Raw genomic sequence first — 23,945 nt, forward strand, 5'->3', positions numbered from 1 at the left:
GCGCCGTGCCCGAGGACGTCACTCCACGTAGCCGATGTCCTGGTAGCGCGGGGTCTGGAAGCCGAACGCCCCGGCGTTGGCCAGCTCCCGCTTGGCCGCCACCAGCTGCGGCCGCTGGTAGAGCGGCACCGAGCCGGCCGCCGCCCAGATCCGGGCGTCCGCCCGGCGCAGCAGGTCCGCCCGCTTCTGCTCGTCGAGCTCGGCGGCCGCCTCCGCGAAGAGCTGGTCGATGCGGTCCGTGCCGACGCGGGTCCAGTTCTGCTCGACGACCAGCGAGCCGTCCGGCGCGGGCACCGGCTTGGCGAAGATCGGCCGGGCGTCGGTCGCCGGGAAGGCGCTGGCGGGCCAGGAGTAGAGGGCCAGGTCGTAGTCGCCGGAGGCGATGTGGTCCCGGAACCAGCTCTCGTCCTTGATCAGCTTCACCTCGGTGCGGACCCCGATCTCGTTGAGCATCCGGACGATGTGCGTGCCGGTCTGCTGCAGGCCCTCCGTACCGGGTCCGGCGGGGACCAGGAAGCGCAGGGCGAGCGGCTGGCCCTCCTTCATCCGTACGGCCGCCGCCCGGCCGCCGGAGAGCAGCCGCATCTCCTCGGCCCGCTCCCGGGCGTCCTCGGCGGCGCGGCGCGCGGTGGCGGCCTTCTCGCCGGCGGAGTCGGCGTCCGCCTCCTCGCCGGCGTCCTCGCCGTCGCCGGCCTCCGCGGCCGAGGCGTGCGCGGCCTGTGCCAGCAGCCCGGCGCGCTGCGCGGCGGTGTGCGGCAGCAGGCTGAGCGGCACGCCCCGGACCCGGGCGGCTTCGGCGGGGGCGACGGGCACCGCCAGCGCGCCGGTGGCGCGGGCGTCCGTGCCCTCCTCGGCTTCCCCCGGCCCGTCGGCCGGGGCGTCCTGGCCGCCCTTGCCGTCACCCTTGCCGTCACTCTTGCCGTCGTCACGCTTGCCGTCGGCGCCCTTGCCGTCGCCCTTCTTCGCGTCCACCGGCTCGTCCTGCTCCTCCTCGCCGACCCCGGCCTCCCAGCCGGCCTCGGCCAGCAGCGCCTCCGCGGAGGCCACGTCCCGGCCGCCGAGCGCATCGCTGTTGTCGCGGTAGCCGTGCTGGTCGCGCACCTGGAGATGGCTGCCGAGCGGCCGCGCGGGCAGGCCCACCGACCCGAGGGCGTGCTGCGCCAGGGCCTCCCGGTCCAGCGCGCGGGCGAGGGCCCGGCGCACCCGGTCGTCGGAGAGCGGGCCGGAGGCGCCGTTCAGCGCGAGCTGGGTGTAGGCGGGCTCCAGGGCCTTGCGCACGGTGTACCCGCCCAGGTTGCGCCGGGCGGCCGCGGCCCGCTCGCGCGCGGCGGCGTGCTCCGCGGCCTGCTTCTTCGAGCCGTTCTTCGCGCTCTTCGTCCCGGCCTCCCGGGCCGAAGCGTCCCCGGACTCGTCCCCGTTCTTCTCCCGCGCCGCGCCGTCCTCCCGCTCCTCCTCGCCGGCGGGCTCGGCGGGGCGTTCCGCGTACGCCAGCTCCAGCACCGCGGCGATCGCCCGGTCCGGTCCGGCGGCGCGCGGGGGCAGCCCCGCGGGCGCCGCGGCCTCACCGGCCTCCCGCGGACCGGTGCCGGCGGCCTCCCCGTGCCGTTCCCGCCGGTCGCCCGGCGCGGCGTCCCGGTGGGCGGCGCCGTCCCGCCGTGCCTTCCCGTCGTGGATGCGGGCGTCGGCGATGCGCTCGGCGAGGCCCGGTCCGACATCCGCCAGGTCCAGCTTCCCCGCGGCCAGCGCCTTCTCCCGCTCGTCGTACGGCACCGCGGGCAGCTCGATCCGGTCCAGCTTGGCGCGGTCGCCCCACCACTCCGGGTTCCGCTCCAGCGTCACCGCGTCGTCCTTCTCGGGGTCGATCCTCCCCTTCACCCGGAACGGGCCGGCGTAGGCGGGCAGCCGGTGCCGTGCCTTCTCGTTGAAGGCCTCGGCCCGGGCCATCACCTGCTTCGGATAGAGCGGCGTGAAGAGGGCCTGCCAGTCGGCGTACCGCTTGCGGAAGACCACCTCCACCTGGTGCGGCTCCTCGCCCTTGCGGACCTGAGCGATCTGCTCGTACCCCGCGTTGCGCGCGGTCCAGAAGGCGCTGTCGGAGCCTTTGAGCGCCTTCCACTGGGCCTTGAAGTCGGCCACCCCGATGGCCCGGCCGTCGCTCCACCGCGCCTCCGGCTCGAGGGTGTAGACGACGGTCTGCCGCGGCCGGGTGGAGGTGACCTCGGCGTCCTGGAGGAAGTCCGTGTTGACGTGCGGCCGCGCCCGGCTGTCCAGGGTGAACAACGCGGGCAGCACCGCGCCGGCGATCCGGTCGGTGGCGCGGGTGGCGTCGGGCTGGAAGACGTTCAGGGTGGCCGGCATCTCCTCGACCGCCCAGCGCAGCGTGCCGCCCTCGGCGACCTCGTCGCGCGCGACCGTCCTCAGGTCACGCGCCGCGCCGCTGCTGCCGCGCGGTGCGTCGTCTCCCTCCCCGCTGCACGCGGCGGCCACGGGCAGGAGAAGCGTCGCGGCGAGTACGGCGGCACAGCGCCGGGCGGCGGTGTCGTGGGCTGGCACGGCTGGCATCGCGCTACCTCCGGGGCGGACGGGCCGGAGCACCGTGGGCGGGTTCTGCGGCTCGTCACATCTGGGGCTCGTACTGCCCACTGAAGGGGCAGCCACCGGGCCCGGCACGCCGACACGTCCATCGGTGAAGGCCTCTCACCCGCCCGGCCCAGGCCCGGCGACGGTCCGTGTCCCCCGGCGCGTCCGGGCGCTCCGGCGCGGGCTGCCGGGGCGGGTTCCGGTCCGGGTCCGGCGGTGTTCCGGTGCAGCCGCACCCAGCGAGTTTTTGGGCCGCCGGGCCGAGTGGTCCGGGAACGGCTGTCCCCCGGCCGCGCGCGGTACGGCGCGTGGCCCGCGAGAGACTGACCGCACCGCTCCCTGCGTGCCGGGCGGCCGCCGGGCGCGCGAGGGGCGGACGCGCAGAACGACGGGCAGCACGACCGAGCGAGGAGCGACAGGGTGACGGAGCAGGCCGGTACGCCGGGCGAGCCGGAGGCGGGAAACCCCCGCTGGTCGGAGGAGACGCGCCGGGAGATCCAGCGCGCCATGAACGCGGTGGTGCGGGAGGCGGCCGACATCGCGGCGCGCCGGGGCGAGCACGGCGTCTGGCTGCCGCCCGGGGAGACGGCGGAGCTGGGCGACAACCCGGCGCTGTGCACGGCCGCCCGCATCTGGGTGCTGGACCGGCTGGAGGACCGCATCCGGGAGGCGCGGCAGGTGATCGAGCGGGTGGAGCACGACTGCCGGGTCCGGTCGGGCACGGAGCCCGCCTCCCCGTCTCCGGGATCCGCGGGCTGACCCGCGCCGGGGCGGCCCCGCAGGGAGGCGGCGGCGTCCCGTGGCGCGCCCGGGTCACAGCGCCGGGACCGTAGGCCGGCGGCGTCCCGAGGCCGTGAGGCGCGTCCCGGGGCACGCTCCCGTCAGGCGCGTGCCCGGGGGCGGGCGGCGGGTGAAACGGCGCCGGGGAAGAGGCCGGGGCCCGGGCGGCGCCGCGCTCGGGAGCCGAGCTCAGCCACCACAGGCGCGCACGGCGGGCACCCCCGCGCAACGGACGGACGGCCGGCCGTTCCCGGGGACGTACCGGGTAACCGCCGCCCCGTGGAATCCCGGGAAGCCGCCGCCCGGGGACGTACCGGGCAGCCGTCACCCGGGGGCGTACCGGGTGAAGAGGAAGGAGTCGTCCGCGAGCAGTCCCTCCAGGCGCATGGGCTGCGGGTCCGGCCCCAGGGCCGGGCCGCGCAGGATGCGCGGGGCGTCGCCCGCGGTGACCAGCGGTGAGAGGGTCAGGCAGAGTTCGTCGAGCGCCCCGGCCGCCTGGAACTGGGCGAGCAGCCGCGGGCCGCCCTCGGTCAGCACCGCGCGCATGCCCCGCCCGGCCAGCACCTCCAGCATCCGGTGCACCTCGACCCGTTCCTCACCTGCCTCCACGACCTCCAGGCCGTGCCGCTCGACCGCGCGGCGGGCGTCCGGCGGCGCGCTGCGCGTGGTGAAGACCAGGGTCCCGGCGCCCGGCGGCGCGGGCTGCTCCAGCAGGGGCGGCGGCAGGTCCAGGCGCCGGCTCACGACGGCGAGGGCCGGAGTGCGGGGGCGGCCGGCCGCCAGCCGGGACGCCAGGAGGTGGGGATGCTCCTCGGCGGGGCCGTACCGTTCGCGGCGGGCGGTCTCGGCGCCCACCACGATCACGTCGGCCAGCGCCCGCAGCACCGCGAGCAGCGCCTGGTCCGCGGGGCCGGAGAGCCCGCCGGAACGTGACCGCCACACGCTGGCCCCGTCCAGCGAGGCCACCATGTTGGCCCGCACATGGAAGCCCGGCGGGTAGGCGTACGCACGGGCGAGCCAGTGGGCGAGCCCGGCCTCGTCGGCCGGTGCCCGTTCGGGGGTCGGCAGCAGGCGCTCCATGGCGCCGAGTCTGTCAGTCCCCGGCGCCCCGCCGGACGCCGCCCCGGCCGCCGGGCGCGCCCCGCGGCCCCGCCCCGCCGCGCTGCTCCCGTGCCGGTGCCCCCGGGCGGGCCGTGCGCAGGAGGGGCCGAGGAGTGGCCGCCCCGACCCGGCGTCCGGGCGGTGGCCGACCGGGTCGGCGCGGCGTCGCGGACGCTTCACGTGCACCTCCGCAGCCCGGACGGGGCCCGCCGGTCCGGGCCGGTCGCCGGGCCGGCCGGGGAGTACAGGTCGGGGTGCCCGTCCTCGGCACCACCCACGGACGGCGGATCGACGCCGGACGGGTCGGCGGATGAGCGTACGAGGCCGCCGGGGTCTTCGAGGGCGTCGAGGCTGTGGCGCCCCGCCGGGGTGTGCTCACCCGTACGGCGCACCGGGGACCGGTCGCGAGGACACGCAAGACCACCCGGGCGGCGCACTTCCGTACCCGGTGGGGGGAATCCGGCGACGCACCCTTCCCAAGCGGAGTGTGACGCGGAACACTCGCATGCGCGTGAGCCGAGCCAGCCGCCACCCCGCGGAGGTGCCGCAGACCATGACCTTGCAGGACGACATGACCACCGTCCAGCGCTGCCTGGACGAACTCGCACGCAGCGTGAGCCGGCTGGAGCAGCAGGTCGGCAGCGGCCTGGAGATGCGCCGGGTGCGCAGTGACACCGAGCATCTGCGGGAGTCGCTGGCGCTGCTCCGCGCCGCCGCGCCGCAGTCCGGGCCGGCGTCGGCGCCGCGCCCGGAGATGGTCACCATCCCGGACACGCCGTACGACACGTCGCTGTGGACGGACGCGGAGGACGAGGGGCTCGGGGCGCGGGACCGGCGCGCACCCTGACGCGTACGCGCCGCGCGGGCCCCGCGCGCCGACCAGGCCGTGCGCCCGCGTGCGGCATCGCCGTGGCGGCGCCCCGCACCCGGTGCACGCCCCCGCGCACCCATGCATCCGCCACCCACCCCCGTACGCGCCCGGGACCCGTCACTCCCGGCCGCGGAACCCATCCCCGACGGAGTCACCTTGGCCACCGGAACCACACCGCCCGCCGCGTCGGACCGTCCCGACCACCACCCCGCGCCCGGGGGCGTACGCACCGCGCCCGGGCGCGCCGCGCTCACCGAGGGCCATCTGCGCGTGGACCGCTGGTGGCTGCCCCCGGCGGCCACCGCTCTCGGGCTGCTCGCCTTCGTCGTCTACTCGACCTGGCGGGCCTTCGCCAACGCCGACTACTACGCCGCGCCCTACGTCTCGCCGTTCTACTCGCCGTGCCTGGCGGAGAACTGCGTGCCGATGGAGTCCGGCCCCAACTGGGAGATCGTCGGCAACTGGTACGGCCTCTCGCCCGCGCTGATCATCCTGATCTTCCCGCTGGGCTTCCGGCTCACCTGCTACTACTACCGCAAGGCGTACTACCGCGCCTTCTGGGCCTCGCCCCCGGCCTGCGCGGTGGCCGAGCCGCACCGGACGTACTCCGGCGAGACCCGGTTCCCGCTGATCCTGCAGAACCTGCACCGGTACTTCTTCTACGCCGCGCTGCTGGTCGCGCTGATCCTGTCCTACGACACCCTGCTCGCCTTCCGGAACGCGGAGTACGAGTGGGGCCACATGGGCCTGGGCACCCTGGTGTTCCTCGCCAACATCGTGCTGATCTGGCTCTACACCCTCTCCTGCCACTCGTGCCGGCACATCGTCGGCGGACGCCTCAAGCACTTCTCCCGGCACCCGGTGCGGTACCGCATGTGGAGCTGGGTGGGGAAGCTCAACGCCCGGCACATGGCACTCGCCTGGGCCTCGCTGATCAGCGTCGCGCTGGCGGATCTGTACGTGTACCTGCTGGCCATCGGGGCGTTCGACGACCCGCGGTTCTTCTGACGGCGCGTACGGCGGACGCCGCACCCGCGCCACACACGCGAGAGGGAAGCACTCAACGATGACGCAAGTCGAACGTCAGCAGTGGGACGTGGTGATCGTCGGCGCCGGCGGCGCCGGGCTGCGGGCCGCGATCGAGGCCCGCGAGCAGGGCCTGCGGACCGCGGTGATCTGCAAGTCGCTCTTCGGCAAGGCGCACACCGTGATGGCCGAGGGCGGCATCGCGGCCAGCATGGGCAACGTCAACGAGGGAGACAACTGGCAGGTCCACTTCCGCGACACCATGCGCGGCGGCAAGTTCCTCAACAACTGGCGGATGGCCGAGCTGCACGCCAAGGAGGCCCCGGAGCGGGTCTGGGAGCTGGAGACCTGGGGGGCGCTCTTCGACCGCACCGCGAAGGGGAAGATCTCCCAGCGCAACTTCGGCGGGCACGAGTACCCGCGCCTCGCCCATGTCGGCGACCGGACCGGGCTGGAGCTGATCCGCACCCTCCAGCAGAAGATCGTCTCGCTCCAGCAGGAGGACTTCGCCGAGTCCGGCGACTACGAGGCACGGCTGAAGGTCTTCCAGGAGTGCACGGTCACCCGGGTGCTCACCGAACCCGGCGGCGGCTCCGGCGCGGGCGGCGCCCGGGTGAGCGGCGCCTTCTGCTACGAGCGCGAGTCCGGCCGCTTCTTCGTCCTGGAGGCGCCGGCCGTGGTGCTGGCCACCGGCGGGATCGGCAAGTCCTTCAAGGTCACCTCGAACTCCTGGGAGTACACCGGGGACGGGCACGCGCTGGCGCTGCTCGCCGGGGCCTCGCTGATCAACATGGAGTTCGTGCAGTTCCACCCCACGGGCATGGTCTGGCCGCCGTCGGTGAAGGGCATCCTCGTCACCGAGTCGGTGCGCGGCGACGGCGGGGTGCTGCGGAACTCCGAGGGCAAGCGGTTCATGTTCGACTACGTCCCGGACGTCTTCAAGGAGAAGTACGCCGAGTCCGAGGAGGAGGCGGACGGCTGGTACGAGGACCCGGACCGGCACCGTCGCCCGCCCGAGCTGCTGCCCCGGGACGAGGTGGCCCGCGCCATCAACGCCGAGGTGAAGGCCGGCCGCGGCACCCCGCACGGCGGGGTCTACCTGGACGTCTCGACCCGGATGCCGGCCGAGGTCATCACGCGGCGGCTGCCCTCGATGCACCACCAGTTCAAGGAGCTGGCGGACGTCGACATCACCGCGGAGCCCATGGAGGTCGGGCCGACCTGCCACTACGTGATGGGCGGGGTGGAGGTCGACCCGGACACCGCCGAGGCCACCGGCGTGCCCGGCCTGTTCGCCGCCGGGGAGGTGGCCGGCGGGATGCACGGCTCCAACCGGCTGGGCGGCAACTCCCTCTCCGACCTGCTGGTCTTCGGGCGGCGGGCCGGGCTGCACGCCGCCCGGTACGCGGCGGGCCCGGCCGCGGACGAGCGGGTCCCGGTGCCGGAGGACCAGATCGACCGGGCCGCCGCGGAGGCCCTGCGCCCGTTCAGCGCCGAGGAGCTGACCGCGGGCGCCACCGCGGAGAACCCGTACACCCTCCACCAGGAGCTCCAGCAGTCCATGAACGACCTCGTCGGCATCATCCGGCGGGGCGAGGAGATGTCCCGGGCCCTCGAACGGCTCGGGGAGCTGCGCGCACGGGCGCGCCGCGCCGGGGTGGAGGGCCACCGGCAGTTCAACCCGGGCTGGCACCTGGCGCTCGACCTGCGGAACATGCTGCTGGTCAGCGAGTGCGTGGCGCGCGCGGCGCTGCAGCGCACGGAGTCCCGCGGCGGCCACACCCGGGACGACTACCCGGAGATGGACCGCACCTGGCGGCGCTCCAACCTGGTGTGCACGCTCGCGGACGAGGCGGACGGGCTCGGTCACATCTCCCTGCGGCGCCGCGACATGCCGCCGATCCGCCCGGACCTGCTGGAGCTCTTCGAGAAGGAGGAGCTGATCAAGTACCTGACGGACGAGGAGCTGACGACCGAGTGAGCAGCACGAGCGGCACGACGAGCGACGCGGCGGGGCCGCCCGAGCCCGAGGGGTCCCGGCAGCCGGGTGCGGACGCGGGCCGGACACCGGACCCGGAGGAGACGCCCGGCGTCTCGGAGCAGGACGAGACCACCGACGGCTCCGCCCAGGGCATGGGAGCGGCGCCCACCGGCGTCCAGCCCCCGGCGGGCGGACCGCCGACCCGGGAGCGGCTGGGCGGGCCCGCGCCCGCCCCGGCCGCCGGCGCGGACGGCACCCGCTACGACGCGCACTTCCGGGTGTGGCGCGGCGATCCGGAGCGCGGCGCGCTGGAGGACTACACGGTGGAGGTGCACGAGGGCGAGGTGGTCCTCGACATCATCCACCGGCTCCAGGCCACCCAGGCGCCCGACCTGGCGGTGCGCTGGAACTGCAAGGCGGGCAAGTGCGGCTCGTGCAGCGCCGAGGTCAACGGGCGGCCGCGGCTGCTGTGCATGACCCGGATGTCGGTCTTCGCGCCCACCGACACCATCACGGTGACGCCGCTGCGTGCCTTCCCGGTCGTCCGGGACCTGGTGACGGACGTCTCCTTCAACTACACGAAGGCGCGGGAGATCCCGTCCTTCGTGCCGCCCCGGGACCTGCAGCCGGGCGAGTACCGGATGCAGCAGGAGGACGTGGGCCGCTCGCAGGAGTTCCGCAAGTGCATCGAGTGCTTCCTCTGCCAGAACACCTGCCATGTGGTGCGGGACCACGAGGAGAACAAGCAGGCCTTCGCCGGGCCCCGCTACCTGATGCGCATCGCCGAACTGGACATGCATCCGCTGGACTCCGCCGAGGAGCAGGGGCTGGACCGCAGGACCTCGGCCAAGGACGAGCACGGGCTCGGCTACTGCAACATCACCAAGTGCTGCACCGAGGTCTGCCCGGAGAACATCGCGATCACCGACAACGCGCTGATCCCGATGAAGGAGCGCGCGGCCGACCGCAAGTACGACCCCCTGGTGTGGCTGGGCGACAAGATCCGCCGCCGGCGGTGAGCACGCGGCGGACCACGGCCGGGGTCCCGCGGTCCGCGGGGCCCCGGCCGTGGTCCGCGCTGCCCGGGGCGTCCGGGCGGCGCGGGGCGTCCGGGCAGCACGGAGCGGCCGGGCTAGGCGGGTTCCCCGGGCCCTCCGGAGAGGTCCCGCGCGCTGAGCGCCAGGGAGTTGTCGTGCGCGAAATACGGGCGGACGCGCACCGGACCGCGTGCGTGGTGGGTGCGCTCGGCCGCCGGCAGGACGTCCGTGCTCTTCCGGTCCACGACGTCCCCGGTGAGGCGGCCCAGGGGTACCGCGTCGTCGCCGCCCTCGGGGAGCAGCCGCAGGTCCCAGAGGCTCTGTGCGGCGTGGTGGCGGGAGACCGCCGCCGAGACCGGCAGCCGGCACTCGAACCGGCCGTCGCCCAGCGGCCTCAGCGCCATCTCGACGTCGTACGCGTCGTCCGTGCGGGAGACGGCCACCGCCCGGGCGCCCTCCTCCAGCGGGGGGCCGGCGAGCAGAGCGGCCGTCACGGACACCTCGTGCTCGCCCAGGTGCACCTCTTCGACCTCCGCGTGTGCCGGGCGCCGCCAGGCCCGGACGGCCAGGAAGCCGTCGCTGGTGGTGTACGGGATCCACGCCGTCACCCCGTCCCGGTCCACGACCGGGGGCAGGGTCAGCAGCGCGGCCTGCTCGACCGCCGTGGCCTCGACTCGGCTGTCCCGGGCGGCGTCCTGCCCGCCGGGTACGACGTAGCAGTCCCAGCGTCCCTCGGCCAGCACGTGCGCGGAGCGCTCGACCTCCGCGGTGTACCGGCCGCGGTCGTCGCGCGCCATCGGCACCCGGAGATGGCGCTTCCGTGCGTCCCTGCGCTTGCGGACCAGCAGGTCCACCGGCCCCTCCCCGGCCTGCGGGGCGACCGTGGCGGTGACGGAGAGGCCGCCGTCGCTCGTGACCACACAGCGTGCCGTGGGCTGCGGCGCCGGCGCCGTCCCGGCGGTGTCCCCCGTCCGCCGTACGGCAGCCCGGACCGCCCGCTCGGGACGGCGCAGGCGGGCGCCGAGCCGGCGGGCGAACGCGGCCGGCCCGTGCCGGGTCTGCTTTCCCGCGCCCAGTGCCGCGAACAGTTCCTCGTACCGCCGGGCGACGACGTCGGGGGCGTAGTCGCCGGCCCGGCGCCGTCCGGCGGTCGCGAGCCGGCGGCGCTCGTCCGGAGCGTCGATGAGGCGGAGCAGGGCGTCGGCCAGCGCGTCGGAGCCGCCTTCCAGCGGCGACAGCACGCCGTTCTCGCCATGGGTGATGATCTCCCCGGGTCCGTGCGGGCAGTCGGTGGCGACCACCGGCACCCCGCAGTGCATGGCCTCCACGATCGTCATGCCGAAGGACTCGAAGTCCGACGAGACGACGGCGACGGCTCCCTTGGCCCACTCGGGCTCGACGGGCGAGACGTCCCCCATGAGTCGCGCCCGGTCGCTCAGCCCCAGCTCCTCGATCCGTTCGCGCAGCTCCGCCTTCTTGCGGCCGCGGCCGTAGAGGCGAAGCTGCCAGTCGGGGCGGGCCGCGGCCACCTTGGCGAACGCGTCGAGCAGCCGGTCGTAACGCTTGACCGGGATCAGCCGGCCCGCGGCGACGATGGTCCGGCTGTCGCCCGTGGACGGGGTCACCTCCAGCGGGACGGTGCAGTTCGGTATGGAGAGGATGCGGGTGTCCACATCCGGCAGCACCTGCCGGTAGTGACCGGCGTCGGCCTCGGAGACGGTGACGAAGGCGTCGAGCTCGGCGAGGGCGGCGTTCTGGTCCGCGCGGAGCTGCTCGGGGTGCATGCGCAGCAGCAGATGCTCCTGGCCGACCCGGACCTGCCGCGGGGAGCCGTAGCGGGCGAGGTAGCCGTTGAGCACGGGGCGGGTGGCGACGACGACGTCCGCGTCGGTCTCCTCCAGGTACGCCGCGACCCGCTCGTCGGTGAGCCGGGAGGGGGCGAGCGGGCCCTTGTTCACCGCCCTGTCCTCGAACATCGTGCTCGGCTCGGCATGGTGCGGGTGGTCGCCGTCGTAGGCGTCGGACTCCCGGCGCCAGTCGATGAGCGAGGTGAGGCGGACGTCCGGGCCGAAGGAGAGCCGGGGCGCGTCCCGGGTCCGGTGGACGCTGGCGACCTCCACCGTGTGCCGCTTGCCCAGTGCCCGGGACAGGTTGCTGGTCGACCGGATCGTGCCGCCGATCCCGTAGGCGTTGTACAGCAGGAAGGCGATCTTCACGAGTGTGTTCCCCCAGGCGGTTCGGTCATGAACGTCCGCAGCGCGCGGACCGGCGCGCGTGGCGTCCGCCCCACGCGTCGGGCGACGGCCGCCGGAGGTCCGGAAGGGCCGCCGAGCGTGTGACCGGTGAGCCGGGCAGGAGTTGTACACAGGAACGGTGAATGTGAAAGTTCGCACACTGTGGAACCTGTGGGGCCCGGCCCCCGTCCCCCCTCCTCCCCGAGAGGCCGTGACCGCCGGCCGCCGGGCCGCCGCGCGGAGGCGGGCCGGGGGATTTGGCGCCGCGGGCCCCGGCGACGGACCATGGGCCCGACCCCTGCCCCGGCGAAGGACGGCGCCCGTGACCGAGCGAGACCGCACCGCGCGGCCGCGGGCCTGCTGCGCACCGGAGCGCTCCGGCCCGGCCGCGGTGCCCGGGCCCCGTGCGGACGCGCGGCCCGGGGGCGCCGGGGGCGTACGGACCCCGTACGGCGGCTGGCGGGAGCTGCCCGGCGGCACCTTCCGCATGGGGTGCGAGGACGGCCCCTACCCGGCCGACGGCGAGGGCCCGGTGCGGGAGGTGACCGTGGACGGCTTCGCGCTCGCCGCCACGGCCGTGACCACTGCCGAGTTCGCCGCGTTCGCCGGGGACACCGGGTATGTGACGGACGCCGAGCGGTACGGATGGTCGTTCGTCTTCGCCGGCTTCCTGCCTCCCGGCGCCCCGCCGACCCGGGGCGTGCCGGGCACGCCCTGGTGGCGGCAGGTCTTCGGTGCGGACTGGCGGCGGCCGGAGGGCCCGGGCCCGGACGCCCTGCAGGACCGCTCCGAGCACCCGGTGGTGCACGTCTCGCACGCCGACGCGCTGGCCTACTGCGCCTGGGCCGGCGCCCGGCTGCCCACCGAGGCCGAGTGGGAGTACGCAGCCCGCGGCGGGCTGGAGGGACAGCCCTACCCCTGGGGCGCGGAGCGCGACCCCGGCGGTGCGTACCGCATGAACATCTGGCGCGGCTCCTTCCCGGACCGCAACACCGCCGCCGACGGGTACCCGGGCACCTGCCCGGTGGACGCCTTCCCGCCCAACGGCCACGGGCTGTACAACATGACCGGGAACGTGTGGGAGTGGTGCGCCGACTGGTTCAGCCCCGGCTTCCACAAGCGCGGGCCCCGGGTGAACCCGGCCGGGCCGCCGGCCGGCGAGGCGCGGGTGCTGCGCGGCGGCTCGCACCTGTGCCACGAGTCCTACTGCCTGCGGTACCGCACCTCGGCGCGGATGGGGAACACCCCGGACAGCTCCAGCGGGAACACCGGCTTCCGCGTCGCCGCCGCACCGCACACGGCGTCACCCTGACCCGGCCCGGAAGGACCGGGCCCGAAGGGAGAGCCCGACGGGCCGCCGGGGTGGTCTCCTCCCCGGAGCCCGGGGCCCTGCGCGGCGGGGGCGGGGAGACGGCCCGCCACCGGCCGGGGGCCCCGGCCGGCCGCCGCCAGAGGTCCGCCCAACGGCAACGGCGCGGGGTGGGTCACAGCGGCCCGCCGGCGCCCTACGCTGCCGCCGAGTCCGCAACGGCACACAGACGGGTGGCAGATGAGACGTCGACAGTTCCTGGGAACCCTGGCCGCCGGCACCGCCGCGGCCGCCTCCCCGCTCGGCACGGCCGTACCCGCCGGGGCCGCGCCGGCGCCCGCCCGCGGCGGCCCGCCGACCGTCACCGCCGCGGACCTCCGCTTCCGCCCCCGCACCCTGCGCCCGGGCAGCGCACACCAGGCGGGCCTGCTGCCGGAGCAGCTGGCCGGGGTGGTCCCGGCGGCCGCGGAGTACACCCGGCCGGGCCCAGACCGCCCGCACCCGTCCCACCCCGGCTTCGTGCTGCTCGCCGCCCGCGACGGCGTGATCGCCGAGCACGCCGCCCACGGGCACGCACTGCGCTACGAGCGGTGGGACGCCGACGCCGCGCAGGCCGTCGAGCTGCCTCGCGAGCAGTGGGAGCCGATGCGCCCCGACACCGTCTTCGACATGGCCTCGGTCTCCAAGCTCTTCACCTCGGTGGTGCTGACGATCCTCGCCGAGCGCGGGGACCTCGACCTCTCCGCCCCCGTGGCCCGGTACCTGCCGCCGTTCGCCGCGGCGGACCCCGCCAAGGCACCCATCACGGTGCGTCAGCTTCTGACCCACACCTCGGGCATGAAGCCCTGGATCAGCCTCGCCGGGTACGCCGACCGGGAGGCGCGCCTCGCGGCGGTCTACGCCGAGCCGCTGGTCTCCGGGCCGGGCACGGCGTACGCCTACTCCGACCTGAACCTCATCACCGCGGGCCGGGTCGCCGAGGAGATCGCCGGAAAGGGCCTGGACGCCCTGGTCGCCGAGCTGATCACCGGGCCGCTGGGCATGCGGGACACCGGCTACAACCCGCCCGCCGGCCGGCTCCACCGGATCGCCGCCACCGAGTACCAGCCGTGGACCGGCCGCGGCATGGTGCGGGGCACGGTGCACGACGAGAACGCCTGGTACCTGGGCGGCGTCGCGGGCCACGCCGGGATCTTCTCCACCGCCGCGGACATGGCCGTCTTCGGGCAGACCGTGCTGAACGGCGGCGTCCACGCCGGGACCCGGCTGCTCCGCGAGGACACCGTGCGGACCATGCTCACCAACCACAACGCGCACCTCGGCGGCGGCGCCGCCCGCGGACTGGGCTGGCAGCTCGACCAGCGCTGGTACATGGACGCCCTCACCTCCCCGGTGTCCTTCGGGCACACCGGCTACACCGGCACCTGCCTGGTCGGCGACCCGCTCTCCGGCACCCTCTTCGTGCTGCTGACCAACCGGGTGCACCCGACCCGGGAGTGGGGCACCGTCAGCGACTACCGGCGCGCCCCGGCCCGCCGCCTCGCCCGCGCGCTGCCGGTGCGTCCGCGGGTGGGCCGCAGCGCCTGGTTCTCCGGGCAGGCGGACGGCGCCACGGCCACCCTGCGGGTGCCGCTGGCGGAGCCCGTACGGCGGGACGCCGGGCTGCGCTTCCGGCTCTGGTACGACACCGAGGCGAGCGACGTCTGCACCGTGCAGGCCACCACCGACGGCGGCACCACCTGGCAGGCGGTACCCCTGGAGCTGCGGCAGGACCGGCACCGCTGGCACACCACCGGCACCTTCTCCGGCTTCGCCCGGCGCCGCTGGACGGACGTACGGGTGGCGCTGCCGGACGGGGTGACCGGGGTGCGCTGGCGCTACGCGACCGACCCGGCGTACCAGGGGCGCGGCGTGTACGTGCAGGACATCCGGGTGCTGGCGGGGCCGCGCCCGGTCTTCCTCAGCCTGCGCCCCCGGGACAACGCCCGCATCCGGGCCGAGGGCTGGGCCGAGTCCCGCAACTGACCGGGACCCGGCGGCACCCCCGGCCGTACCGGAAGCCGCCGGGAGATCCGCACGGGTCCCGTCCGGACAGCCCCGCCGGAAGATCCGCCGGAGAACCGCCGGTCCGGCGACGGAAACCGGGTCAGAACAGGCTGAGCAGCGCCTCGGTGGGGTCGGCCGGCTTGGTCTCCCCGTCCGGCAACGGCAGTTCGAACCAGACCGTCTTGCCGTGCGGGGTCCGCCGGCTGCCCCACCCGTCGCTCAGCAACTGGACGAGCTGGAGCCCGCGTCCGCCCTCGTCGGTGGCGCGGGCCCGGCGCCGCCGGGGCTGCACGAGCCCGGCGTCCCAGACCTCGCAGACCAGGGTGCGGTCCAGCAGCAACCGCAGCCGGATCTCGCCCTGGCCGTGCCGCAGGGCGTTGGTGACCAGCTCGCTCACCAGCAGCTCGGCGGTGTCGGCCAGCATGTCCAGGTCCCAGGCGTGCAACTGCTCACGGGCCAGCTCGCGGGCCCGGGAGACCGACTGCGGCTCCGGCGCCAGCCGCCAGTCGCCGACGGAGTCGGCGGGCAGCCCCTGCACGCGGGCGACCAGCAGCGCGATGTCGTCCGCGCCGTGGTGCACGTTGAGTTCGGCGAGCACCCGGTCGGCGACGTCCTCCAGCCCCTGCGGGGCGTGCCCGAGGGCGGTGCGGAAGCGGTCCAGGCCCTCGTCCAGCGGGTGGTCGCGGGACTCCACCAGGCCGTCGGTGTAGAGGGCGAGCAGCGCCCCGTCGGGCAGGTCCACCTCGATCTGCTCGAACGGCTCACCGCCGACGCCCAGCGGCACCCCCTTGGGGACCTCCAGCAGCAGCGCGCCTCCCTCGTCGGCGTCCGGGTCGCCGGAGGCCGGATCCCGCCGGGGGTCCGGCTCGCGCAGCACGGGCGGCAGATGGCCGGCGTTGGCGAAGGTGCAGCGCCGGGTCACCGGGTCGTAGACGGCGTAGGCACAGGTCGCCAGGTAGACCTCGGAGAGGTCGTCGGCGCCGGTGCGCGGGGCCCGCGCGGAGCGGCCGCGGCTCTGTTCCGGTGAGGCGCCGAGCCCGCGGGCGATCTCGTCGAGCGCGGAGAGCACCTCGGCCGGCTCCAGGTCGAGCAGCGCCAGCGTCCGTACGGCCGTGCGCAGCTCCCCCATGGCGACGGCGGCGCGCAGCCCGCGGCCCATCACGTCACCCACCACCAGCGCGGTGCGGTGGCCGGGAAGCTGGATGACGTCGAACCAGTCCCCGCCCACCTCGGTGGCGGGGAAACCGGGGAGATACCGGCAGGCGATGTCCAGCCCGGCGGCCTCGGGGTCGCCGGGCGGCAGCAGGCTGCGCTGCAGGATGAGGGCGCGCTCGTGCTCCCGGCGGTAGAGCCGGGCGTTGTCCAGGCAGACGGCGGCGCGGGCGGCGAGTTCGGCGGCGAGCGCGCCGTCCCGCTCGCCGAAGGGCTCGCTGCCCTTGGCCCGGGAGAACTGCGCGACGCCCAGCACCCGTTCGCGGGCCACCATCGGCACCGCGAGGGTGGACTGCACGACGGCGCCGAACTGCGCGGGCACCGAGCCGTCCTGACCGCTGATGTGCTGGACCCGTGCCGTGCGCAGGGCCTCGGCGCCCGCGGAACGTATCGCGTAACAGTGGGTGGAGCCCACGGAGATGGGGCTGGTCTCCGCGCCGTCGTCCGAGGGGACCGCGAGCGGGGCGTCGGAGACCGCGCTGGCGAAGGCGACCCGGCGCAGCTCGCCGCCGCCGTCGTGGGTACCGGTGGCGGGCGGCTCGTCGCCGACCAGCACATGCTGGTAGAGGTCCACGGAGGCGAGGTCGCAGAACTGCGGTACGGCGACATCCAGCAGCTCGCGGGCCGTGGTCTCCAGATCGAGGGAGTTCCCGATGCGCGCCCCCGCCGCGTTCAGCAGCGCCAGCGCCCGGCGTACGTCATCCGGCTTGCCCGCCGCCGCCTCGACTGGGATATCGCTCAATGCCGCCCCTTCCCGTTCCGGTGTGCGCCGGTACCGGCAGTGTCGCAGGCCGTGGCCCGCTGCGACATGCCCGTACCGGTCCCTGCCCGTTTTTCTGCAGCTCCGGACAAAAACCGTGCGTTCTCACACCGTCGTGCGTGCGCCCTGCCGTCGTCAGGGTCCTTCTCTCTCCTAACCAGGCAGAGCGAGCTCGAACCAGACCGTTTTCCCCATCGGCCCGTGCCGGGTCCCCCAGCGGCGGGATTCGCGGGCGACGAGCTGGATGCCGCGGCCGCCCTCGTCCTCCTCGGTGGCGATCCGGGCCCGCGGCGGCTCGGGCAGCGGGTCGGAGACCTCGACGAGCAGCGAGGAGCCGCGCACCATGCGGACGCCGATCGGGCCGTGGGCGTAGCGCAGCGAGTTGGTCACCAGCTCGCTGACGAGCAGCTCCGTGGTGTCGGCGAGCGGGGTCAGCCCCCACTCGCGCAGCGCGTCGCGGACGGCGGCACGGGCGCGGCGCACGGCGTAGCTCTCCGCGGAGAACGTCCAGGAGGCGGCGCTGCCCTCGGGGAGTCCGCCGAGCTGGGCCATCAGCAGCGCCGCGTCGTCGGCGGGTTCCAGCGGCGCGGGGTGCCCGGCCGCCAGCTCGACGGTGTCGGCCGCGCCCGCGCCGTCGCCGCCGTCGCCGTCGTCGCCGTCGCCGCCGTCGGACCCGGTGCCCTCACCGCCGCCGTCCTGTGGGGAGAGGGTGGTCAGGGCGGCGTCGCAGGCCTCCTCCAGGGCGCCGTGCGTCTCCCGTTCCAGTACGGCGCAGAGGCGGTCGACGCCGTCGGTGATGTCCTCCCCGCGGTTCTCGATCAGCCCGTCGGTGTAGAGGACCAGCACCGAACCCTCCGGCACGTCGAGTTCGACGGCCTCGAAGGACACGCCGCCCACCCCGAGCGGCGCTCCGGACGGCGTCTCCAGCGGCCGGGCGCGGCGACCCTCGTGCGCCCGTGGGGTGATGAGCAGCGGCGGGACGTGACCGGCCCGGGCGAGCGCGCAGCGGCCGGTGGAGGGGTCGTAGACGGCGTAGACGACGGTGGCGAGCAGCGGGTCGTCGGGGCCGGGGGCCAGGTCGTCGGCGAGGTCGTTGACCCGGCGCAGCAGTTCGTCGGGCGGCAGGTCGAGGCCCGCCAGTGTCCGTACGGCCGTACGGAGCCGGCCCATGGTGGCGGCGGCGCGCAGCCCGTGCCCGGTGACGTCGCCGACCACGAAGGCGACCCGGCCGCCGGCCAGCGGGATCACGTCGAACCAGTCGCCGCCGACCTCCGCACCGCTGCTGCCCGGCACATAGCGGTACGCGACCCGCACCCCGGTCGGCGAGGGCACCTGCTGGGGCAGCAGGCTGCGTTGCAGCATCAGCGCGCCCTCGCGCTCGCGGGCGTAGAGGCGCGCGTTGTCCAGCGAGGTGCCGGCCCGGTCGGCGATCTCGGTGAGCAGCGCGAGATCGTCCCGGTCGAACGGATCGCGCCCGGCGGCGCGGCTGATCACCAGGAGCCCGAGGACGATGCCGCGGGCCCGCAGCGGCACCACCATCAGCGAGTGGATACCCAGGTCGAGGGCGGCCTGCACCTTCGGGTCGCCGGGATAGGTGGCGGCCCGCAACTCCTCCTGGGTGACGATGAGATGGGGCTCCCCGGTGGCCAGGGTCTGGCCGAAAAACGAGCCGGTCTCGAAGGCGATGTCCTGCCCCACCCGGAGCATCCTCCGCACCGCGGGGCCTCGGTCCTTCGCGGCGACGCCGAGCTGGAGCAGCGGGGTGCCGGAGAGCACCTTGTCACCGGGGAGTTCGCCGCCGTAGGCGACGGCGCCGAGCAGCATGACGCCGGAGTAGTCGGAGAAGCGGGGCACCAGGGCGGTGGCCAGGGCCTGGGAGATGCGCCGCACGTCCAGCCGGTCGCCGAGGGCGACGCCGACGTGGTCGAGCAGGGCGAGACGCTGCCGCGAGCGCTCCACCTTGTCCAGGGCGTCCCGGCGTTCGGTGATGTCCATCACGGCACAGCTCACGCCCAGGGGCCGCCCCGCCTCGTCGGTGAGCCGGCCGTAGGCGACGGACCGGGAGCCGTAGCCGTCGGGCGCGGTCAGCACGTCGATGAGGGAGCGGCCGGTGCGCAGCACCTTCTGCTGGCAGCGGTAGATCTCCTCGGCCATGGACCGGGGCAGGGTGTCGAAGACGGTCTTGCCGAGGTGCTCGTGCACCGGGAGGCCGTTGAGCCGGGCCAGCGCCTCGTTGATGCGCACATAGCGCAGCTCGGTGTCGAAGAGGGCGAGGCCCAGCGCGTTGGAGCTGAAGAGCGCCTCCAGGGCGGCGAGGTCCTGGTCGACGGCGCGCAGTCGCCCGGCCTCGGCGACGCTGGCCAGCACGTAGGAGAAGCCGTGGCGGTCGGAGAGCAGGAAGGCGCGGGTCTCGACCTGCACCGGGTGGCCCGCCCGGTGGCGGGCGCGGAGCACCCCGTGCCACCGGCGCTCGGCGCGCAGTGCGTCGTGCAGGCGCCAGGCCTGCTCGGACGGGGTCTCGTCCTCCGGGAGGAGCAGGGTCTCCAGACGGCGGCCGGTGACGTCCCCGGGCGGCCAGCCGAGGATCTCCTCGGCGGACGGGCTCCACAGCAGGATGCGCCCCCGCAGGTCGAGCAGGACGACGCCGAGGTCCAGCACGTCCAGCAGAGCGGACGGCGCCGTGTCCCCGGCGGGGCCCCCTCCGTCGAGCCGTGCGCGGGCCCTCGCCCTCCCGTCGGCCGCCGCGCCCGCCGGTTCCGAGGTCTCTGCCACGCCGTCCACGTCCCTGATCGGGTAGCCGCTTGACCGGAACGTTCCCGTCAAGTGGGACTAATAACCCACATACCCGATTCTGCACGCGGTCAGCCGCGGACACCGCTCCCGGCATCCCGGCGCTCCACCAGATAGCTGTCCCCGACCCCCGGACGCCCCCCGAGCCGCTCCGCGATCTGCTGGGCCTCCGCCCGGGTGGCGAAGCTCCCCACGCGATAGCGGTTGCCGTGTCCGTCCTGGCGTATCAGGAGCCAGGGGAGCACGGCGCCCCCTTCGCCGCTCACATTCCGCATATGCCGGAGCCTACGCGGTTACCCTTACGTACCGCATTCGGGATGACACAAAGGGCACACACTTTCGGCCAGATGTTCGCCTCAGACGTCCCAGCTATTTCACCGGGAGGTGGTAGCTCAATCGGAAGCGGTCGGCCGCGACCACCACATCGGCCGTCTCCACCGGGCAGCCGCCGGCGAAGAAGGTGCGCTCCACCACCAGCACGGCGTGCCCCGGCACCCCGCCCAGCGCCGTCGTCTCCTCGGCGAGCCCCGGACGGGCACGGACCTCCTCCACCACGTTGTCCACCACGATGTCGATGGCGGCCATCCGCTCCACCACGCCGCGACCGCCCAGCGGCCCCTCCTCGGGCAGCATCACGGGGGTGCGCCCGGTGAGGGCCAGCGGCTCCCAGGAGGTGGAGAGCATCATGGGCTCCCCCTCCGAGCGGAAGAGATACCGGGTGCGCATCACCCGGCCACCGGCACCGATGCGCAGCCGCTCGGCCGTCGCCGGGGCGGCGTCCTCCTGCTCGCTGTACGCCTCCCAGGTCCCCTTGGCGCCGTCGTCGGCCTGCTCCTGGCGGAACAGGCCGACATCCCCGGGCGTGCGGTATCCGGTGCGGAGCACCCGGCGCGGCACCGGGTGCTCCCGCACATACGTGCCCGAGCCGGAGCGGCCCTCGACCAGCCCCTCCGCCATCAGGACCTTGCGCGCCTCCAGCGCCACCGTGTCCGAGACCCCGTACTGCTCGCGGATGCGGGCCTGGGACGGGAGCCGGGTGTGCGGCGGCAGCTTGCCGTCGACAATCTTCTGCCGGAGATCGCCGGCGACGCGCAGATACGCGGGCTGCTCACCGAATGACACGGGCCCCTCCCAACAGGCTGACAGTCTGCAACAGCTTGACAACCCAGGGTGGCCGAGCGCAATACCATGCCCCATGCCTCACTCGATGTGATGACGCGCTGCTCAGCGGCGGCGGGCGCCCGCGGGCCCGCCGCGCCACCGGCCCACCGACGCCACCACCCGCCGGCGCCGCCCGCTCAGCGCGCCCGGTCGAAGTCCACCGCGCTGTAGGCCCGCAGCTTGGAGAGCTGGTGCGTGGAGTCGATCTGCCGGATCGTGCCCGACTTCGACCGCATCACCAGGGACTGGGTGTAGGCCGTCTCCGCCCGGTAGCGCACCCCGCGCAGCAGGTCCCCGTCGGTGATGCCGGTGGCCACGAAGAACACGTTCTCGCCCGCCACCAGATCGTCGGTCTGCAGCACCCGGTCCAGGTCGTGCCCCGCGTCCAGCGCCCGCTGCCGCTCCGCGTCGTCCTTCGGCCACAGCCGGCCCTGCAGCGTCCCGCCCAGGCACTTGATCGCGCAGGCCGCGATGATGCCCTCCGGGGTGCCGCCGACACCGAGCAGCAGGTCGACGCCGGTCCCCTCACGGACCGCCATGATGGCCCCGGCCACGTCGCCGTCCGAGATGAACTTGATGCGCGCCCCGGACTCCCGGACCTCACGGACGATCCCGTCGTGCCGCGGCCGGTCGAGCACCACCACCGTGACGTCCTCAGGCGCACAGCCCTTGGCCTTGGCGACCCGCCGCACGTTGACCGAGGCCGGGGCGTTGATGTCCACGAACTCGGCCGCCTCCGGGCCGGTGACCAGCTTGTCCATGTAGAAGACCGCGGACGGGTCGAACATGGCACCGCGCTCGGCCACCGCCAGCACCGAGACCGCGTTGCCCATCCCCTTGGCCGTCAGCGTCGTGCCGTCGACCGGGTCCACCGCGACGTCGCACTCCGCACCGTGCCCGTCGCCGACCCGCTCACCGTTGAAGAGCATCGGGGCCTCGTCCTTCTCCCCCTCGCCGATGACGACCACGCCGTTCATCGCCACGGTGGAGATCAGCGTGCGCATCGCCTTGACCGCCGCGCCGTCCGCGCCGTTCTTGTCGCCACGGCCGACCCAGCGGCCGGAGGCCATGGCTCCGGCCTCGGTGACCCGTACGAGTTCCAGCGCGAGGTTGCGGTCGGGCGCCTCCGGACCGGGCTCGAGCTGCGAGGGCAGGTGGTGGTGTTCGGTCATCGGTACGCACCTTTCTGTACGGCGACGGCCGTAAGAGCGAGGGTTTCCTCGACTCTACCCAGGGGCCGCCCCGGTGAGCAGCCTGGCCCACGTTTGAGCAGGTGGCACCCCGGCGGGCCCGGGACCCGTGCCGCGCCGGTCCCGCAGGGGCCCGCCCCCGGGGCCACCGGGGGCCGCGGACCGGGGCGGAACGGGCATGGGCGACGATGGGGGCGTGGCAGCAGACAAGAAGCGCGGCACCCAGACGGTGCGGGACATGGTGCTCTCGCTGGCGGTGATCCTCCTCGCCGCCGGGGTGATCTACCAGTTCGTCCCACACGACGAGGACCAGGGCGACGGCGCGCGGCGGGTGGACTACCGGGTGGAGGTCAACACGGCCCGGCGTGCGGCGCCGTACCCCGTGGCCGCCCCGGAGGGGCTCCCCCGGGACTGGCGGCCCACCTCGGTGCACTACGAGGGCGGCGGCCCGGACGGCGCCGCCTGGCACCTGGGCTTTCTGACGCCCGGCGAGGAGTACGCGGCCGTGGAGCAGAGCGACGCCCGCCCCGGCCCGTACATCAGCGACGTGACCTTCGGCGCGGAGCGCACCGGGAGGACACAGCGCATCGACGGCGCGGAGTGGGTGCGTTACGAGGGCAGGAAGTACGACGCGCTGGTGCGCGAGGAGCCCGGGTTCACCACGGTGGTCACCGGCACGGCCTCGTTCGCACAGCTCGCGGAGCTGGCCGCCGCGCTGGAGAGCGGCACGGGGACGACGTCTCCCCCGGCCTCCCCGACGGCGGCCCCGGCGACCGCGTGACGTCCGGCGGCTCCGGGGTCGCCGGCGTCCCCCGCGGCGCGCCCCGCGGGGGACCGGGGGAGCGGAACGGGCTCAGAGCGTGGTGACCACCTCGGAATAGTCCAGCCGCGGGCTGCGCGGGCGGTAGGCGTCCGGGCCCGGCTTGCCCATGTTGACCACGACCAGGGCCTTCTGCCGGCCGTCGCCGAAGAACTCCTTGTTCACGCCCTCCGCGTCGAAGCCGGTCATCGGGCCGGCGGCCAGTCCCGCGGCCCGCACGCCGAGCAGGAAGTAGCCGGCCTGGAGCGAGGCGTTGAAGGTGCCGGCCGGCTCGCGGGCCTCCGGCTCCGCGAAGACGGCGTCCTTGAGCTGCGGCATCGCGGGGAAGAGCTCCGGCAGCCGCTCGTGGAAGTCCAGGTCCACGGAGAGGATGGCGACCAGCGGGGCGGCGGCGGTCTTCTCCCGGTTGCCCTCGGCAAGGTGCCGCACCAGCCGCTCGCGGGCCTCGGCACTGCGGACCAGAGTGACGCGGAGCGGGGACTGGTTGAAGGCCGTCGGCGCCAGCTTCACCAGGTCGTAGATCGCGCGGACCTGGTCCTCGGTCACCGGCTCGTCGGTGAAGGAGTTGGCCGTATGGGCCTCGCGGAAGAGCAGGTCCTGCGCGGCGGGATCGAGGGCGAGCGCCATGGGGTGATGCACCTCACTGCAAAGTAGTTCACATCGGCACGACCACCCTAGCCAGCAGGTGATTCACGCTTCAACCAAACCTCGGGCGCGCCGGGCGCCCGCCGCCTCCCGGAGGACGGCGACCCCGATCGGGCGTCAGCCCGCCTGCTCGCCGGCGTCCCCGGGCGCTCCGGCGCCCTCCCCGGGCTCTCCGCCCTCCTCCTCGGCGCCCTCGCCGTCCTCGGCCGCCAGGACCGCGTCCAGCCGGGCCCGGGCGCCCTCCAGCCACTCCCGGCAGATCCGCGCCAGCTCCTCGCCGCGCTCCCACAGCGCCAGCGACTCCTCCAGCGTGGAGCCGCCCGCCTCCAGCCGCTGCACCACCTCGACCAGCTCGCCGCGCGCCTGCTCGTAGCTCAGCGTGGATTCATCCGTCATGCCCCC

The 23,945-nt window shown here is 75.0% G+C and carries 18 protein-coding genes; 8 read left to right on the forward strand and 10 right to left on the reverse strand.

The features are described from left to right. Positions 1–18 precede the first annotated feature (18 nt). Complete coding sequence (locus HOY81_RS02475; RefSeq protein ID WP_237317564.1) at positions 19–2,562, reverse strand: ABC transporter substrate-binding protein; 2,544 nt, start codon at positions 2,560–2,562, stop codon at positions 19–21. A 438-nt stretch (positions 2,563–3,000) separates the two neighbouring features. On the opposite strand from HOY81_RS02475, the gene HOY81_RS02480 reads away from it, so the two are divergent. Continuing rightward, positions 3,001–3,339, forward strand: coding sequence for a hypothetical protein (locus tag HOY81_RS02480; protein WP_237317566.1), 339 nt, complete (start codon positions 3,001–3,003; stop codon positions 3,337–3,339). A 345-nt stretch (positions 3,340–3,684) separates the two neighbouring features. Here HOY81_RS02480 and HOY81_RS02485 read toward each other — a convergent pair whose 3' ends face one another. Beyond that, positions 3,685–4,440: a dihydrofolate reductase family protein gene (locus HOY81_RS02485; RefSeq protein ID WP_237317568.1), complete on the reverse strand. Its 756-nt coding sequence runs from the start codon at positions 4,438–4,440 to the stop codon at positions 3,685–3,687. Positions 4,441–5,014: 574 nt separating this feature from the next. Here HOY81_RS02485 and HOY81_RS02490 point away from each other — a divergent pair. The 4 genes from HOY81_RS02490 to HOY81_RS02505 all read left to right on the forward strand — a co-directional run bounded on the left by HOY81_RS02490 (position 5,015) and on the right by HOY81_RS02505 (position 9,358). Then, positions 5,015–5,308, forward strand: a complete 294-nt coding sequence (locus tag HOY81_RS02490) for a hypothetical protein (protein ID WP_237317801.1) — start codon at positions 5,015–5,017, stop codon at positions 5,306–5,308. A 180-nt stretch (positions 5,309–5,488) separates the two neighbouring features. Then, positions 5,489–6,340: a hypothetical protein gene (locus HOY81_RS02495; protein WP_237317570.1), complete on the forward strand. Its 852-nt coding sequence runs from the start codon at positions 5,489–5,491 to the stop codon at positions 6,338–6,340. A gap of 58 nt (positions 6,341–6,398) precedes the next feature. Continuing rightward, entirely contained in the window at positions 6,399–8,339 is a 1,941-nt protein-coding gene (locus HOY81_RS02500; protein WP_237317571.1) for a fumarate reductase/succinate dehydrogenase flavoprotein subunit, read from the forward strand. Between the two features lie 152 nt (positions 8,340–8,491). After that, a complete protein-coding gene (locus HOY81_RS02505) occupies positions 8,492–9,358 on the forward strand; it encodes a succinate dehydrogenase/fumarate reductase iron-sulfur subunit (protein ID WP_237317803.1) in 867 nt (288 codons plus the stop codon). A 113-nt stretch (positions 9,359–9,471) separates the two neighbouring features. On the opposite strand, the gene HOY81_RS02510 is transcribed toward HOY81_RS02505, so the two are convergent. Then, entirely contained in the window at positions 9,472–11,592 is a 2,121-nt protein-coding gene (locus tag HOY81_RS02510) for a glycosyltransferase (RefSeq protein WP_237317573.1), read from the reverse strand. A gap of 340 nt (positions 11,593–11,932) precedes the next feature. On the opposite strand from HOY81_RS02510, the gene HOY81_RS02515 reads away from it, so the two are divergent. Together HOY81_RS02515 and HOY81_RS02520 are read left to right on the forward strand one after the other, a co-directional pair. Continuing rightward, complete coding sequence (locus tag HOY81_RS02515; protein ID WP_237317576.1) at positions 11,933–12,922, forward strand: formylglycine-generating enzyme family protein; 990 nt, start codon at positions 11,933–11,935, stop codon at positions 12,920–12,922. Between the two features lie 237 nt (positions 12,923–13,159). Next, entirely contained in the window at positions 13,160–14,944 is a 1,785-nt protein-coding gene (locus HOY81_RS02520; protein WP_237317578.1) for a serine hydrolase domain-containing protein, read from the forward strand. Positions 14,945–15,065: 121 nt separating this feature from the next. Here HOY81_RS02520 and HOY81_RS02525 read toward each other — a convergent pair whose 3' ends face one another. The 5 genes from HOY81_RS02525 to glpX all read right to left on the reverse strand — a co-directional run bounded on the left by HOY81_RS02525 (position 15,066) and on the right by glpX (position 22,060). Beyond that, entirely contained in the window at positions 15,066–16,919 is a 1,854-nt protein-coding gene (locus tag HOY81_RS02525) for an ATP-binding SpoIIE family protein phosphatase (protein ID WP_237317581.1), read from the reverse strand. A gap of 171 nt (positions 16,920–17,090) precedes the next feature. Then, on the reverse strand, positions 17,091–19,709 hold the full coding sequence (locus tag HOY81_RS02530; protein WP_237317583.1) for a SpoIIE family protein phosphatase: 2,619 nt from the start codon (positions 19,707–19,709) through the stop codon (positions 17,091–17,093). Between the two features lie 89 nt (positions 19,710–19,798). After that, positions 19,799–20,002: an SPOR domain-containing protein gene (locus HOY81_RS02535; protein WP_237317585.1), complete on the reverse strand. Its 204-nt coding sequence runs from the start codon at positions 20,000–20,002 to the stop codon at positions 19,799–19,801. A gap of 94 nt (positions 20,003–20,096) precedes the next feature. Beyond that, positions 20,097–20,849: a GntR family transcriptional regulator gene (locus HOY81_RS02540; RefSeq protein ID WP_237317587.1), complete on the reverse strand. Its 753-nt coding sequence runs from the start codon at positions 20,847–20,849 to the stop codon at positions 20,097–20,099. Between the two features lie 176 nt (positions 20,850–21,025). After that, positions 21,026–22,060: a class II fructose-bisphosphatase gene (glpX, locus tag HOY81_RS02545; RefSeq protein WP_237317589.1), complete on the reverse strand. Its 1,035-nt coding sequence runs from the start codon at positions 22,058–22,060 to the stop codon at positions 21,026–21,028. Positions 22,061–22,256: 196 nt separating this feature from the next. Between glpX and HOY81_RS02550 the strand changes: the two genes are divergently transcribed. Further along, a complete protein-coding gene (locus tag HOY81_RS02550; RefSeq protein ID WP_237317591.1) occupies positions 22,257–22,859 on the forward strand; it encodes a DUF4245 domain-containing protein in 603 nt (200 codons plus the stop codon). 72 nt (positions 22,860–22,931) lie between these two features. Here the strand turns inward: HOY81_RS02550 and HOY81_RS02555 are convergent, their stop codons facing one another. Then, positions 22,932–23,525 (reverse strand): malonic semialdehyde reductase, encoded by a 594-nt coding sequence (locus HOY81_RS02555; protein ID WP_237317593.1) that lies wholly within the window; start codon positions 23,523–23,525, stop codon positions 22,932–22,934. Between the two features lie 135 nt (positions 23,526–23,660). Further along, positions 23,661–23,939 carry an exodeoxyribonuclease VII small subunit gene (locus HOY81_RS02560; RefSeq protein WP_237317595.1) on the reverse strand — a complete coding sequence of 93 codons (279 nt, stop codon included), beginning with the start codon at positions 23,937–23,939 and terminating at the stop codon, positions 23,661–23,663. Between the last annotated feature and the right edge of the window lie 6 nt (positions 23,940–23,945).

It is taken from the genome of Streptomyces sp. JJ36, from assembly GCF_021696945.1.
Taxonomy (GTDB): Bacteria; Actinomycetota; Actinomycetes; order Streptomycetales; family Streptomycetaceae; genus Streptomyces.

What these genes read in the sequence shown, in the direction of transcription:
- HOY81_RS02485 (WP_237317568.1), bottom strand. Translation starts at nt 4,440, where the DNA reads ATGGAGCGCCTGCTGCCGACCCCCGAACGGGCACCGGCCGACGAGGCC.
- HOY81_RS02490 (WP_237317801.1), top strand. Translation starts at nt 5,015, where the DNA reads ATGACCTTGCAGGACGACATGACCACCGTCCAGCGCTGCCTGGACGAA.
- HOY81_RS02555 (WP_237317593.1), bottom strand. Translation starts at nt 23,525, where the DNA reads ATGGCGCTCGCCCTCGATCCCGCCGCGCAGGACCTGCTCTTCCGCGAG.
- HOY81_RS02520 (WP_237317578.1), top strand. Translation starts at nt 13,160, where the DNA reads ATGAGACGTCGACAGTTCCTGGGAACCCTGGCCGCCGGCACCGCCGCG.
- HOY81_RS02535 (WP_237317585.1), bottom strand. Translation starts at nt 20,002, where the DNA reads ATGCGGAATGTGAGCGGCGAAGGGGGCGCCGTGCTCCCCTGGCTCCTG.
- glpX (WP_237317589.1), bottom strand. Translation starts at nt 22,060, where the DNA reads ATGACCGAACACCACCACCTGCCCTCGCAGCTCGAGCCCGGTCCGGAG.
- HOY81_RS02500 (WP_237317571.1), top strand. Translation starts at nt 6,399, where the DNA reads ATGACGCAAGTCGAACGTCAGCAGTGGGACGTGGTGATCGTCGGCGCC.
- HOY81_RS02560 (WP_237317595.1), bottom strand. Translation starts at nt 23,939, where the DNA reads ATGACGGATGAATCCACGCTGAGCTACGAGCAGGCGCGCGGCGAGCTG.
- HOY81_RS02475 (WP_237317564.1), bottom strand. Translation starts at nt 2,562, where the DNA reads ATGCCAGCCGTGCCAGCCCACGACACCGCCGCCCGGCGCTGTGCCGCC.
- HOY81_RS02550 (WP_237317591.1), top strand. Translation starts at nt 22,257, where the DNA reads ATGGGCGACGATGGGGGCGTGGCAGCAGACAAGAAGCGCGGCACCCAG.
- HOY81_RS02505 (WP_237317803.1), top strand. Translation starts at nt 8,492, where the DNA reads ATGGGAGCGGCGCCCACCGGCGTCCAGCCCCCGGCGGGCGGACCGCCG.